At 71.1% G+C, this 13,921-nt stretch carries 11 protein-coding genes; 4 read left to right on the top strand and 7 right to left on the bottom strand.

Going from position 1 to position 13,921, the window contains the following annotated elements; translation table 11 throughout:
- Positions 1-181 precede the first annotated feature (181 nt).
- The 4 genes from ACWF7A_RS16795 to ychF all read right to left on the bottom strand — a co-directional run bounded on the left by ACWF7A_RS16795 (position 182) and on the right by ychF (position 5,462).
- Positions 182-337 carry a DUF6131 family protein gene (locus tag ACWF7A_RS16795; protein WP_189158217.1) on the bottom strand — a complete coding sequence of 52 codons (156 nt, stop codon included), beginning with the start codon at positions 335-337 and terminating at the stop codon, positions 182-184.
- Positions 338-399: 62 nt separating this feature from the next.
- The gene (locus tag ACWF7A_RS16790) at positions 400-3,138 is read right to left on the bottom strand and encodes a BTAD domain-containing putative transcriptional regulator (protein ID WP_452251341.1); all 2,739 of its coding nucleotides are present in this window, start codon (positions 3,136-3,138) and stop codon (positions 400-402) included.
- A 29-nt stretch (positions 3,139-3,167) separates the two neighbouring features.
- Positions 3,168-4,304, bottom strand: a complete 1,137-nt coding sequence (locus ACWF7A_RS16785; protein WP_452251340.1) for a Fic family protein — start codon at positions 4,302-4,304, stop codon at positions 3,168-3,170.
- Between the two features lie 78 nt (positions 4,305-4,382).
- On the bottom strand, positions 4,383-5,462 hold the full coding sequence (gene ychF / locus ACWF7A_RS16780) for a redox-regulated ATPase YchF (protein ID WP_452251339.1): 1,080 nt from the start codon (positions 5,460-5,462) through the stop codon (positions 4,383-4,385).
- An 80-nt stretch (positions 5,463-5,542) separates the two neighbouring features.
- On the opposite strand from ychF, the gene ACWF7A_RS16775 reads away from it, so the two are divergent.
- Complete coding sequence (locus ACWF7A_RS16775; RefSeq protein ID WP_452251338.1) at positions 5,543-6,829, top strand: AlkA N-terminal domain-containing protein; 1,287 nt, start codon at positions 5,543-5,545, stop codon at positions 6,827-6,829.
- The gene (locus ACWF7A_RS16770) at positions 6,826-7,323 is read left to right on the top strand and encodes a methylated-DNA--[protein]-cysteine S-methyltransferase (protein WP_452251337.1); all 498 of its coding nucleotides are present in this window, start codon (positions 6,826-6,828) and stop codon (positions 7,321-7,323) included. The genes ACWF7A_RS16775 and ACWF7A_RS16770 overlap by 4 nt, the downstream gene beginning before the upstream one ends.
- A gap of 146 nt (positions 7,324-7,469) precedes the next feature.
- Here ACWF7A_RS16770 and ACWF7A_RS16765 read toward each other — a convergent pair whose 3' ends face one another.
- From ACWF7A_RS16765 to ACWF7A_RS16755, 3 genes are read right to left on the bottom strand one after another with little or no spacing between them, the layout of a single operon-like run.
- Positions 7,470-8,009 (bottom strand): hypothetical protein, encoded by a 540-nt coding sequence (locus ACWF7A_RS16765; protein ID WP_452251336.1) that lies wholly within the window; start codon positions 8,007-8,009, stop codon positions 7,470-7,472.
- Positions 8,010-8,018: 9 nt separating this feature from the next.
- The gene (locus ACWF7A_RS16760; protein ID WP_452251335.1) at positions 8,019-10,895 is read right to left on the bottom strand and encodes an AAA family ATPase; all 2,877 of its coding nucleotides are present in this window, start codon (positions 10,893-10,895) and stop codon (positions 8,019-8,021) included.
- Entirely contained in the window at positions 10,892-12,031 is a 1,140-nt protein-coding gene (locus ACWF7A_RS16755) for an exonuclease SbcCD subunit D (protein WP_452251334.1), read from the bottom strand. Before ACWF7A_RS16755 ends, ACWF7A_RS16760 begins: the two co-directional genes overlap by 4 nt.
- Positions 12,032-12,130: 99 nt before the next feature.
- Between ACWF7A_RS16755 and ACWF7A_RS16750 the strand changes: the two genes are divergently transcribed.
- Together ACWF7A_RS16750 and ACWF7A_RS16745 are read left to right on the top strand one after the other, a co-directional pair.
- Positions 12,131-13,042: a DNA recombination protein RmuC gene (locus ACWF7A_RS16750; RefSeq protein WP_452251333.1), complete on the top strand. Its 912-nt coding sequence runs from the start codon at positions 12,131-12,133 to the stop codon at positions 13,040-13,042.
- 89 nt (positions 13,043-13,131) lie between these two features.
- On the top strand, positions 13,132-13,863 hold the full coding sequence (locus ACWF7A_RS16745) for a DUF6542 domain-containing protein (RefSeq protein ID WP_452251332.1): 732 nt from the start codon (positions 13,132-13,134) through the stop codon (positions 13,861-13,863).
- Positions 13,864-13,921: the final 58 nt, after the last annotated feature.

Genomic DNA, 13,921 nt, shown 5'->3' with positions numbered 1-13,921 from the left:
TGTTGTTGCCGCTGTCGCCGCTCTGGGCATGCTGGGGGTCGCGTTCGGAGTGTTCGCCGCTGCCGCACGCACGAAGAACAACGTCTAGCCGTTGTGAGAACGAAAGAAGGGGCAACCTCCTTTGTGGAGGTTGCCCCTTCACCGTTTCCGAGGGGGAGGGAACGGTGCTCTAGGTGCGCGTTTAGAAGTAGTGCGCACGCCCGCCGATCGGCTTGCCGACCGCGCCGAGAACGGCGAGGATCGCGCCGATCACCAGAAGCACCACACCGAGCGTCGTCAGGATGTTGATACCGACCAACCATCCGACGACGAGCAGAATGAGACCGAGGACGATCATGACACCTCCAGGTGGGGACTCTTTCTCAGGATTACCCCGGGGAGGTCGGTACAAACCTCGCTTCATACATTTGTCACCGATGCAAGCAGGTCCCGTGCCTCCTGCAGCGTGAGGCCGTCGAAGTTGTGCCCGTCCCGCGTGGCATCGATGACGTCCAGCCCCTCGGTGAGAGCCTCTCGGGCGCGCTCGGGCCGCCCCGCGTCGATGAAGGCCCTCCCCAGCATCAGCAGGCAGTCGGCGACGTTGGTCCCTCCCCGCATCGACCGCCACACCACCAGCGCCCGCTCGTAACTCTCGATGGCCTCGTCGTGCCGGCCGAGACCGCGGTAGATGTCTCCCAGCGTCTCGAGGTTGCCCGCAGGCCCCTCTTCCTGGCCGTTGTACTCGGTCTCGCTGAACTTCCGGGCCGCGCCCAGGCAGAGTTCGAGCGCACGGGCGCCTTGGCCCGTGTTGTGGTGCGCTCTGCCGAACGCGGCGAGGTGCCGTCCCACCTCGTAGCTGTCGCTGTGCCCCTCCATGCGCGGATGAACGTCCGCCAGCACGTCGAGCGCCTCCGCGAAGCGGCCCTGCTTCTCGTAGGTGAACGCGAGCCCGCGCCGCAGGTGCGCCTCCGCGAGGACGTCACCGGCGGGCTCCGCGCACCGGATCGCCTCCCGCAGGTGGTGCTCCCCCTCGTCGTACTCGTTGAAGCTGATCAGCGTGGCGGCGAGCCTGCGGTGCATGAGGCTCTGCGCGTGGAAGTCGCCGAGCCGTTCCGCCGCCGCCAGCCCGCGGCGGTGCCCGGCGGCGACGTCGTAGAGGTACCCCTCCCGGGAGAGGTAGCCGTGCATCACGAACATCACCTTCCAGGTGAAGTCGTCCGCTCCGAACTCACCCGCGCGTTCGGCGGCGTTGAGCATCACCCGGTGTTCGACGCCGAACATCGCCCATGCCTCGTCCGCGTCCGCGACCGGTTCGAGCACCACCCCCGCGGCGGGCGGCTCCGTCACGATCGGAGGGATGTTGAACTGCAGCTGCTGCCAGCAGGCGTGCGCGGTGTGCAGGTAGTGGTCGAGCATCCTGCGCAGTGCCAGACCCCGCTCCTCCTCAGGCATCTCCATCACGCGTTCGGCGGCGTAGTCCCGCAACAGGTCGTGCAGCGAGAACCGTCCGTTGTCCATCGCGGTGAGCAGGCTGCGCGCCACGAGTTCGTGCAGCGCCCGCCGTGCCTCCTCCACCGGCAGCGCGGTGAGGCTCGCGGCGGCCTCCACCGCGAAGTCCGGCCCCGGATGCAGACCGAGCAGCACGAACAACCTGCCCGCGGGCTCGCTGATGGACCGCAGTGACCAGGAGAAGACGGAGCGGACACCGGTGGTGGGGTCGTCGATGTCGAGCGCGTCGAGCCGTTCCCGCTCCAGCTCGTCCGCGAGCACCGCGAGCGAGTCGCCGTAGGCCGCGCGGGCGGCCACGACACCCAGCGCCAGCGGCAGGCCCGCGCACCGTTCGACCAGCCGCGCGACAGCGTCCTGCTCGGCCGAGGCCCGAGCCGCGCCGATCCGTTCGACGAGCAGGTCCGTCGCGGCCTGCTCGTCCATGACGTCCAGCGCGACAGGCCGGGCCCCCTCCCGCGCGACGAGCCCGCTCAGGTGGTTGCGGCTGGTGACCAGCACCAGGTTGCCGGTGCCACCGGGTAGCAGCGGACGCACCTGCTCGACGTTCCTCGCGTTGTCCAGCATCACCAGCATCCGGCGCTGCGCCAGCATCGACCGGTACTGGGCGACCACCGCGTCGTCGGACATGATGCGCACCGTCGGCGCGGGCACGCCGAGCGTCACGAGGAAGTCGCGGACCACCACGTAGGGGTCGAGCGGCTCGGCGCGCGTGTCGAAGCCGCGCAGGTTGACGTGGAGCTGGCCGTCCGGGTAGCGACCGACGACCTGGTGTGCCCACCGCAGCGCGAGCGTCGTCTTGCCGATGCCGCCGATGCCGTTGATCGCGGAGATCAACACGGGCACCCCTGGCCGTGCCTCGGCCATCTCGGTCAGCCGTGTGAGCTCGTCCTCGCGCCCGACGAAGTACGGGGGCACGGCGGGAAGCTGCCGCGGCACGACGACCTGGGCGGGCACCTCGCCGCTGAGCACCTGCTCGTGCGCCTCGCGCAACCGTTGGCCGGGATCCACCCCGAGCTCGTCCGCCAGCCGCGTGCGGACCTCCTGGTAGGTCGCGAGCGCCTCCGCCTGCTGACCCGCGCGGTGCAGCGCGAGCATCAGCTGGGCCCAGAACGTCTCGCGCAACGGGTGCCGCCGCACCAGCGACCGCAGCTCCGGCACCAGCACGTCGGTGGCGCGGGCGAGGTCCTCGTCGATCCGCCGCTCCAGCGCGACGATCTGCTCCTCCAGCAGCGACGGCACGTCCTCGTGGTGCAGCGAGTCCGACGCCACGTTGCCGAGCACCGGGCCACGCCACAACTCCAGCGCCGCGCGGTGCTCCCCCTTGGCGGTGAGCTCGCGGAACCGGGCGAGGTCGAGCTGCCCGGCCCCGACCTCGGCCGAGTAGCCGCGCGACGACGTGCGGACGCAGTTGGCCTCGCCGAGCGACTGCCGCAACCGCATCACGACCGTCTGCAGTGTCTTGTGGGCGCGGTCGGGGGCGGGCGGATCGCCGTCCCAGACACGTTCGACCAGTTCGTCGACGGGCACGAACTCGTTGGCGCGCAACAGCAAGGTGGCGAGCAACACTCGTCCGCGTCCGGCGGGAACAGCCACCGGCTCGCCGTCGAGCAGTACTTCGAGGGGCCCCAGTACCCGGTACTCAGCTCTCACGCCGTGGAAGTCTAGGGGCGCGAAGTGGATCAGCGCCGGTACGGATCGGTCAGCGTCAGCGGGGTCCGGGCCGCTTCCAGTGCCTGCTCGGGAAAGGCGGGCCCGACCGTGTAGAAGCGGGCACGCGTGCGGCCGACCGACGCCAGAACGCCGGCCGTGGCCAGGTCCCGCAGGTCACGTTGGGCTCGTTGCAGCCCCAGGTCCTCCGCCCTTTCGTACCGCGTCCGGCGCACACGACCCGACATCGCCACGTCGTGCAGCGCCGACACCACTCGCTGCTCCAAGCCTCTGGCTTCCGCGAACTCACCGAGCAGCACCCACACCCGGCTCGAACGGTCCAACCGACCACGGACGGTCTGCGCCTGCTGGTGGTAGGCGGTGAGGTTGAAGCGAACCCAGTCGGAGACGTCCTGGTCGGGACGGTAGGTCGCGCCGCGGTGCTGCAGCTCGCGGTAGTACTCCCAGGTGTTCCCGGGCCGGCCCAGCCAAGCCTCGATCGAGGAGAACTCGGGGGCCAGTTCTCCTTCTCTCGCGATCATCAGCGTCTGAAGAGAACGGGACATGCGGCCGTTCCCGTCCGCCCACGGGTGGATGGACACGAGATGCAGATGCGCCATGGCGGCCCGCACCAGCGGATGACTGCCGTCATCGGTGTTCAGCCAGTCGACCAGTTCATCCATCAACGCCGGCACGTCGGTCGCGTCGGGCGCCGTGTAGACCGCGATGCTGGGGTCGCGGGCGTCCGTCACGTACACCGGACCGCGCCGCCATTGCCCCGCCAGTTTTCGCGGGGTGTGCCGGTGCCCCTGCAGCATCCAGTGGAGCGCGTTGAGGAACTCCTTGCCGTAGCGGAAGTTCTCGACGTCGTGCAGCGTCTGGACGTAGGTCGTCATCCGCTGGTAGGCGAGCGTCTCGTCGCGGTTCTCCTCCGAGACGTCGACATCGCGCTCGCCCTCGAGCAAGTCCTCCACGTCGACCGTGGAGACCTTGAAGCCCTCGATCGAGTTGGAGGCCGCCACCGCGTCGGCGGTCAGGAACTTTCGCAGCCCTTCGGCCCACTTCGCCGGAGTGCGGCGGACCTGTTGACACAGCGAGCGGCGAAGTTCGTCGATCTCGCCCAGAACTCGCTCGTCATCGGCTTGGAGAGCAGGCGACGGGTACAGCATGTGACAAAGATGGATTGACGCAATCATTACGTCAATGCGTCAGGCGCCGGAACCCGCAGGACCCGGCGCCCGCCACCATCAGACGTTGAAGCGGAACTCCACCACGTCGCCATCGGACATGACGTAGTCCTTGCCCTCCATGCGGACCTTGCCCGCCGCCTTCGCGTCGGCCTTCGACCCCGAGGCCACCAGGTCGTCGAACGACACGACCTCGGCCTTGATGAAGCCCCGCTCGAAGTCCGTGTGGATCACGCCGGCGGCCTGCGGGGCGGTGGCGCCCTGCGGGATCGTCCAGGCGCGCGACTCCTTCGGGCCTGCGGTGAGGTACGTCTGCAGGCCGAGGGTGTGGAAGCCGGCGCGGGCCAGGGCGTGCAGGCCCGGCTCGGTCTGGCCGATCGACTCCAGCAGCTCCAGGGCCTCGGACTCCTCGAGCTCGATCAGCTCGGACTCGACCTTGGCGTCGAGGAACACGGCGTCGGCCGGGGCGACCAGCTCGCGCAGCTCCTTCACGCGGGCCTCGTCGCTGAGGATGCCCTCGTCGGCGTTGAAGACGTAGAGGAACGGCTTGGTCGTGAGCAGCGAGAGCTCGCGGAGCAGCTCACCGTCCACTTCGGACTGCGCCGAGAACAGCGTGCGGCCCGAGTCGAGGATGTCCTTGGCCTTCTTGGCGTTCTCGAGGGCGGCGCGGCGGTCCTTCTGCATCCGCGCCTCCTTCTCGATCCTCGGGATGGCCTTCTCGAGGGTCTGGAGGTCGGCGAGGATCAGCTCGGTGTTGATCGTCTCGATGTCGCTCGACGGGTCGACGCGGCCGTCGACGTGCACGACGTCCGGGTCGTCGAAGACGCGGATGACCTGGCAGATCGCGTTCGCCTCGCGGATGTTCGCGAGGAACTTGTTGCCGAGGCCCTCGCCTTCCGACGCGCCCTTGACGATGCCGGCGATGTCGACGAACGACACCACGGCGGGCACCTCGCGCTCGGAACCGAAGATCTCGGCGAGCTTGGTGAGGCGCGCGTCCGGCAGCGGCACGACGCCCACGTTCGGCTCGATGGTCGCGAACGGGTAGTTCGCGGCGAGCACGTCGTTGCGCGTCAGCGCATTGAACAGGGTGGACTTGCCGACGTTGGGCAGGCCGACGATACCGAGGGTCAAACTCACGAGCGACGAGTCTACGGCAGGTGACGGTCGTGTCCGATTCCCGCGAGCCATAGCGCGTTCGCGCTGGCAGGATCGTTGGCATGGTCATTGACGAAGAACACGCGTACCGGGTGTGCTCCGCACGTGACGCCCGTTTCGACGGGTGCTTCATCCACGCGGTCCGCACGACCGGCATCTACTGCCGGCCGTCGTGCCCCGCGGTGACCCCGAAGCGCCGCAACAGCCACTTCTTCCTGACCGCCGCCGCCGCGCAGTCCGCCGGCTACCGGGCCTGCCGCCGGTGCCTGCCGGACGCGGTGCCGGGCTCGCCCGAGTGGAACCTCCGCGCGGACCTCGCCGGCCGGGCGATGCGCCTGATCAGCGACGGCATCGTGGAACGCGACGGCGTGACGGGCCTCGCGTCGAGGCTCGGCTACTCGGAACGCCACCTCACGCGTGTGCTGGCCGCCGAACTCGGCGCCGGACCGCTCGCCCTCGCCCGTGCCCACCGCGCCCACGCCGCGCGGTTGCTGATCGAGACGACCGAGCTGTCGTTCGCCGACATCGCGTTCGCCGCGGGCTTCGCGTCGGTGCGGCAGTTCAACGACACGATCCGCATGGTGTTCGCCTCGACCCCGTCCGACATGCGCGGCCGCGGCAAGGCACCGGTCGGCACGCCGGGCCGCATCGTCCTGCGCCTGCCGTACCGGCCACCGTTCGACGCCACGGGCCTGCTCACCCACTTCCGCACGCACGCGCTGCCCGGCGTCGAGGAGGTCACCGCCGACTCCTACGCCCGCACGCTGTCGCTCCCCCACGGCGAGGCGACGGTGCGGCTGACGTTCCCGGCCGACCACGTCCTGTGCTCGCTGCGCCTCGCCGACGTGCGGGACCTGGGCGCGGCCGTGGCCCGCGTCCGCCGTCTCCTCGACCTCGACGCCGACCCGGCGGCCGTCGACTCGTTCCTCGGCTCGGACCCGCTGATCGGCCCGCTGGTCCGCGAGGTGCCCGGCATCCGCGTGGCGGGCAGCGTCGACGGCGCCGAGACGCTGCTGCGGCTCGTGGCCCCGTTCACGGGCGTCCCGTTGCAGATCCCGGACGGCGCCCTGACCCACCTCTACTCCGCGGGCGACCACCCCGTCACCGAGGCCCTCGCGAGCGGCGGACTCGTCGTGGACGTGGGCCGCTCGATCGAGGACCTCACCGAGGAGCTGACCCACCTGACCGGTCCCGAGGTGGCCGACGAGGTGGCCATGCGCGTGCTGGGCGCACCGGACGTGCTGGTGCTCCCGAAAGCCGCACGACACCTTGCTTCCCACGGCCCCGAGTGGCGGCCGTGGCGCTCCTACGCCGGAGCACACCTGACGAGGAAGGCAGCAACATCATGACCGTCGCGCACACGTCCACCGTGGACACCCCGGCGGGGCCGTTCACCGCGATCGTCGCGCCGGACGGAGCGGTGCTCGCCAGCGGCTGGACCGCCGACCTGGCCCTGCTGACGCCCCAGATCCACGCCTCCCTGACGCCGTCCGAGATCGTCCCGCGACCGGACCTGGGCGACGTCACCAAGGCCGCCGTCGCCTACCACGAGGGCGACCTGACCGCGATCGACACGATCCCCGTCCGGCAGAAGTCCGGCCCGTTCCTCCAGCACGCCTGGGACGTCCTGCGCACGGTGCGGGCGGGGCGACCCGTCACCTACTCCGAGTACGCCGAGCTCTCCGGCCGTCCGGCGGCGATCCGGGCGGCGGCCTCGGCCTGCGCTCGCAACTCCGCGGCGCTCTTCGTCCCCTGCCACCGGGTGATCCGGCTGGGCGGGAACATGGGCGGCTTCCGCTGGGGCCTCGACGTCAAGCGCTGGCTGCTGGCCCACGAGGGCTAAGCGCTGTCCTGCAAGTCTCGTCGGGCGAGAGCGGCGGCCGAGGGCCCCGGAAACGGCACCGCCGCAATGCCCGAGTACGCCGGTACGAGGTCATCGCGGCGGCACCGCTTCCGGGACTCTCACCTGACGAACTCGCAGGACAGCACCTAGCCGACGAGCGTGATCTCCGGGCGTCCCGTCATCGTCACCAGGTCCGTGCCGCACCGCGTGCACGGCCTGGCGACGGGCAGGGTCACGTTGGTCTGCAACGACTGCTCGCCGTTGAACCAGTCGGCCTCACCGGCGTCGCGGCAGGCGTGGCAGCCGACGCGGTAGAACAGCCGCACCCACGGACCGGCGCCCAGTTCCCCGCCTTCGGCCTGCGTGCGCTCGGCGTCGGTGAACGGCGACCACCAGAACGACAGCCTGCACCGCAGCTCACGAGCCGTGCCGCTGCCGTTGACGTCGAAGCTCGTGACGCGGATCGGCGCCGGGTGGCTGCCTCGCTCGGACTGCTCGGCCTGCCAGTCGAGCGGGGTCTGCGAGGAGTGGCACACGCCGTGCGTCGCGCCGTGCCGCAGGCTGACGGTCCGGCCCGTCCTGCCGCACACGAAGCAGTCGTGCGAGTACTCCAGCCTGTTCGCCCACCCGAAGTGAGCGGCCTCGGTGAGGGTGACGCGCGCGGTGATTTCCACGTGGGACAGCACCGGCCGAGGCTAACCGAGCGAGACCTCCAGCGTGGACCCGGAACGCGCCTTGCGGACCCTCAACCGGGTGGGAATCCGCTGCCTCAGTTCCTCCACGTGGGACACGAGCCCCACGACCCGGCCGCCGGCCCGCAGCTCGTCCAGCGTGTTCATGACGATGTCGAGCGTGTCCGAGTCGAGCGTGCCGAAGCCCTCGTCGACGAACAGGGTGTCGAGCAACGCGCCACCGGTCTCGTTCGCCACCACGTCCGCGAGGCCGAGGGCCAGCGACAACGACGCCAGGAACGACTCGCCGCCCGACAACGTCTTCGCCGGGCGCGCACGGCCCGAGTAGTCGTCCAGCACGTCCAGGGTCAGCCCGCCACGGGTGCCCCGCGCCCCCGCCGAGTCCGAGTGCACGAAGCTGTACCGGCCCTGGCTCATCCGGTGCAGCCGGGCGGACGCCGCGACCGCGACCTCCTCCAGCCGCGCCGCCAGCACGTACGACCGCAGCGTCATCTTCTTCGAGTTCTGCCCACGGCCGTTGATCACGTCCGTCAACGCGTCCAGCTCGGCGTAGGTGGCCTCCAGCGGCTCCAGCGACTTCCACTCGGCGCGCAGCCGGGCGGCCAGCTGACCGACCCGGTCGAACGCCGCCTGGGCGCGGGCCAGCCCGGTCGCCGCGGACGACGCGGCGGCACGGGCGGACGACGCCGCCGACGTCACCTCGCCCAGGTCCACCGCGGACTCCGGGTCGACCCCCGCCAGCTCCTCCAGCGTCGCGAGCGCGGAGGCCCTGGCGCGTTCCCAGGAGGCGATCTTCTCGTCGAGCGCCTGCAGCTTGAGCGCGGGACGCGCCGCGGCCAGCGCGGACTCGACGTCGGCGAACCCGGCCTCGGCGGCGAGGCGGGCGACCTGCGTCTGCTGTTCGGAGATCCGCCCGGCGGCGGCCTCCTGGGCCGAACGACGGTCGGCCAGCTCCACCAGGGCCTTCGACAGGCGGAGCAGGTGGTCACGACGGGTCAGGACGTCCTCGTGGTCGCCCCTGGCCTTGTCCAGCCGGGCACCGCGTTCCTCGACCACCCCCACCAGCGAGGTGTGCTCGGTGCGCAGGCCCACCAGGTCCTGCTCCACCTGGGCCTTCTCCGCGCCCAGCTCGCGCGACTTCGCCTCCAGCCCCACGAACTCGTTCTGGCGTTGTGAACGGGTGCGCGCGAGCTCCAGCGCCGTGCGGTGCTCGGCGATCGCGGTGGCCGGTTCGGCCGAGCCCAGCGCCTCCCAGCAGGCCTGGATGCGCAGCTCGGCGGCGTGGGCCGCTCGTTCTGCCTCGGTGCGGTGGTCCAGGGCCCTTTGTTCGTCGGCCGCCGCGTCGTCCTCGTCCGTCGCGCCCACGCCGCCGAGCATCGGCTGGGCGGGCGCCGGGTGCGAGGGAGAGCCGCAGACGGCGCACGGCTTGCCGCGTTTCAGGGCCGCCGCCAGTTCGATCGCCATGTTCTCCAGGCGCTGGTGGCGGACCTGCTGGAGGACGTCCTTCGCCTTCTGGTGCACGTCGATGGCCTCGTGCACGGCCTTCTTGGTGCGCTCCAACGCCTTCGTGGCGTCCGGCAGCGCGAGGGCGGCGTCGGCGCGGGACCTCAGCGACTCCAGGCGGGCGGAGGCCTCCACCGCCGCGTCCAGCTGGAGGCGGCACTGGACCAGGCGTTCCGGCAGCACCTCCAACTCGGCGTTCAGCGCGAGCAGGCGGCGTTCCACCTGGTACGAGGAGTTCTTCAGCACGGACAGGCGGCGCACGTCGGCCTGCTGGCGCTCGGCCTCGGCGGCCAGCTCGCCCAGACCGCCCGCCTCCTCGCGGAGGCGTTCGGCGTCCTCGCGCAGCGACGAGCCCTCGTAGCCCAGGCGTGCCAGCGACTCCGCCGCCCTGGCCTCGTCGCGGACGGCGAACTTGTAGCTCTCCTGGAGCTTCTCGATCTCCTTGAAGGCCGGGACGACCGGGCTCGCTCGCCGGGCCGCGTCGCGTTCGGCGAACCACGACGCCGAGTCCGCCGCCTCCACCCGCGCCAGCAGCTCACGGGCCTCGCGCACGCGCCGGACCTGGTCGGCCTCCACACGGGCCTGGGCCAGCAACGCGTCCGCCCCGTCCGCCACGCCCGCCGTCTCCTCCGACAGCGCACTCGCCGCCGCGACGGCGGCGGACAGGCGCTCCAGCACCGACTCCAGCCAGCCCGGCTCGAACGACGGCTCCTCGCCCGCGGCCTCGGCCACCCGGTGCATCAGCTCGTTGGCGCCCTGGCGGCGCTCCTCCAGCACCCGGCCGGCGACGACTCGCTTGTCCCGGAACCACTTCTCCACGTCGAGGAACCGCTCGGTGCCGAAGAGCTTCTCCAGCAACACCTCGCGCTCCGCCGTGTCCGAGCGCAGGAACCGCGCGAACTCGCCCTGCGGCAGCAGCACGACCTGGAAGAACTGCTCGTACGACATGCCCAGCATGTCCTCGACCGCGCGCGCCACGTCGTCGATGCGCGTGATGCCCTCGCCGTCCCAGCCCTCGAGCCACGTCAGCGAGCACTTCGCGGGCTGCGTGGTGAAGCCGCCGCCGCGCTTCTTCGGGCGGTCGAACTCCGGCGAGCGCACGATCCGGAACCGCCGCGACTGCACCGTGAGCTCGAGCGACACCTCCGTCGGCACCTCGGGGTCGGCGTACTCGCACCGCAGCTTCTTCACGTCGCCCCGCGCGCCCGGCACGCGGCCGAACAACGCGAACGCCACCGCGTCGAGCAGCGTCGTCTTGCCCGCGCCCGTGTCGCCGTGCAGCAGGAACAGCCCGTCCGCGCCCAGCTCGTCGAAGTCGACGACCTCGGGCTTCGGGTAGGGCCCGAACGCCGTGAGCTCCAGGCGGTGCAGTCTCATTGCTCCTGCTCCCTCGCCACCGACGCGAACGCCTCGCGCAACAACGCCATCTCCGCCGCGGAAGGCTCGGAGCCGCGCGCGTCCGACACGAAGCAGCAGGCCACTTCCTCGTCGGTCCGGCCGCGCACCCGGTCCGCGTACGTCATGTCGTGCTGCTGCCCCTGCTCCGGACGCCACTCCACGTGCACCGCGTGCTCGAACCGCTTCTGCAGCTGCCGCAACGCGTCCATCGGCCGCACCTGGTCCGTCAGCACGACGGACAGGAAGTGGTCCTCCAGCGGCTTGTGCTCCGGATCCTCCAGCACCTCCGCCAGGGTGCCCGAGACGACCGCGAGCTGCCGCGGCACCGGCAGGTCCCGCCGTTCCACCCCGACGAGCCCACCGGAGTCGAGCTCCACCAGCCACACCGACTTGCGGTGCCGTGCCTCGGAGAACGAGTACGCCAAGGGCGAGCCCGAGTACCGCAGGTTCTCCGCGAGGGTCTGCGGCCCGTGCAGATGCCCGAGGGCCACGTAGTCGACGCCCGCGAACACCTGCATCGACACGTCCTGCACGCCGCCCACCGCGATGGTGCGCTCGGACTCCGACGGCGCCCCGCCCGTCACGAAGGCGTGCGCCAGCACCACGGAGCGCGCCTCGCGCGATGCCAGATCGGCGCGAATCCGCCGCATCGCCTCCCCGAGAACGGGCGCGTGCCCCTTGTCCGCCACGCCGAGCACGTGCCGCGCCGGTTCCGGCTCCAGGAAAGGGATGCCGTACACCGCGACGGGCCCGTGCTCGTCCTCCAGCTCGACCGGCTTGTCCAGCAACGAGATCTGCGTGCGCAGGTACAGCCCGCCCGCCGCCGCGAACTCCCCGAACACCCCGATCCGCGCCGCCGAGTCGTGGTTGCCCGGCGTGATCACGATCCGCGCCCCGGCCGCCCTGATCCGCATCAGCACCCGCGCGCACAACGCCACCGCGTCCGCCGACGGGACCGCCCGGTCGTACAGGTCCCCCGAGATGACCACGACGTCGATCTTCTCGGAGGACACCAGGTCAGCGAGGCCTCCCAGCACCGACTCCTGCTCCACGAGCAGGTCGCGGCCGTGGAAGGTGCGCCCCACGTGCCAGTCGGAGGTGTGCAGGATCCGCATGGCCCCAACCGTAGAGACGAGGTCCGACAAATCTCCGGGAGGGTTCCCGGCGTGTCACCCGATCGAGTTCAACATCTCTGGGGGAGCATCATCGGTGCCGTGACCGCAGTGATCATCACCGCCTCGCTCGTCCTGGCCCTCGTCTGTGCCGGGGCGCTGGTGTTCGTCTACCGCCTGTACCAGGACAGCGTCCGGCGCACCGACGAAGCCCTCCAGGCCATCGGTTCCGAACGCGCCCGCTACGACGCGCAGCAACAAGCCCTGCAACGCTACGAAGTCGCGTTCTCCAGCGTCAGCGGCCGTGGCGAGCTGGGTGAACAGGTGCTCGTCGAGACGGCGCGCGCACTCGGCCTGAGGGAAAACCTCCACTACACGCTGCAGACGGACGTGGCGGGCGGTGGCGCCGTCCGTCCCGACATGGTGCTGAACGTCGGCGGCGGCCGCGCGGTCCCGGTCGACTCGAAGATGTCCATGGCCACCTGGGCCGAGGCGGTCGAGACCGACGACCCACAGGAACGCCAGGACGCGCTGCGGGTGCACGTCCGCAACATCCGCTCGCGCGCCGCCGAACTGGCCGGCAAGGGCTACCAGCGCTGGGCCGACGCCATCTACGGCACGATCATGTTCGTCCCCAACGACGGCGCGGTCGTCGCGGCGCTCGACACCGATCCCGAGCTGCTGCGCTGGCTGCTCGACCGCCGCGTCTTCCTGTGCGGCCCGACGGGCTTCGCCGTGATCGCGTCGAGCGCGATGTTCGCGGTCACCGAACGGGCGCTGGCCGACGACGTCGAGCAGGTCAGGCTGCAGGCGGGCCGCGCGAACCGGGCCGCCGACTCCGCCATCGACGCCGTGAACCTCTCCACGACGCACCTCCAGCGGTTCCTCTCGGCGCGGCGCCGGGAGCTCGACGCGCTGGAGGGGTTCCGGGCGAGCGTGGAGCCGCTGACGGACGCCTCCGCCACTCCTACGCCCCTCCCACTCGTCCGAAGGGCGGACGAACAGTCCGCTTAAAACGCACGCAGTGTGCCCATAGGTTGCTTCTGGGTGAGAAAGCAACGGACCCACGAACACCGATTGGCCGAACGGCTACCGTGTGCGTCGTGAGTGCGTTGCGCGAGCGTTCAGCAGCCTTCGATGACGACGTCGAAGACGACTACGACGTGATCCCGTGGAACTACCGGGCCATGTTCGGCGAGTTCAAGGGGATCCCGTGGTGGGCGGCGATCCTGGCCGCCCTCGTCCCGTCGTTCATCGGCGCGTTCATCGACATCAACTCCAGCAAGACCGTCGGCTGGACGTTCAACGTCGCGTTCTTCGTCGGCGCGCTGGCCGCGATCCTGCTCGTGCAGCGCCGGAGCCTCTTCGGGCCGATGGTGCAGCCGCCGCTGGTCCTCGCCGCCACGGTGCCGACGCTCGTGCTGCTCACCGGCGGCGTCGCGAAGGGCGGCCTGTCCGCCATGGCGCTGGGCCTGGGCAAGCCGCTCATCGACAGCTTCCCGGTCATGGCCATCACCACCGCCGTCACCGTCGGCCTGGGGATCCTGCGGATCTTCCTGCAGAAGAACCCGAACCGGCCGACCAAGGACGAGGTCCGCGAGGCCAAGGCCGAGATCAAGGAACGCGCCAAGCCCGTCCGCAGGCCCCGCGAGGAGCCCGAGGAGGAAGAGCGCCCGCGCCGTCCCCGCCCGGAACGCGCGGAGCGGTCTGAGGCCGCCCCCGCGCGCCGCCCGCGTCCCGAGGGCACGCCCGCCCGGCGCCCGCGCCCGGAGGGGTCCCGCGGCGAGCGTCCCGCGGGCCAGCGCAGGCCCCGCCCGCCGCGCGACGAGCGCTAGGCCGTTGTTCGCGGCCACTCCCCGAACCGCGAACAACGAGGTCGGAACAACGACCAGG

This window comes from Lentzea sp. NPDC055074 (assembly GCF_053608005.1).
Note: the sequence above shows the minus strand (reverse complement) of the source record. Positions and strands in the feature narration are given on the sequence as shown.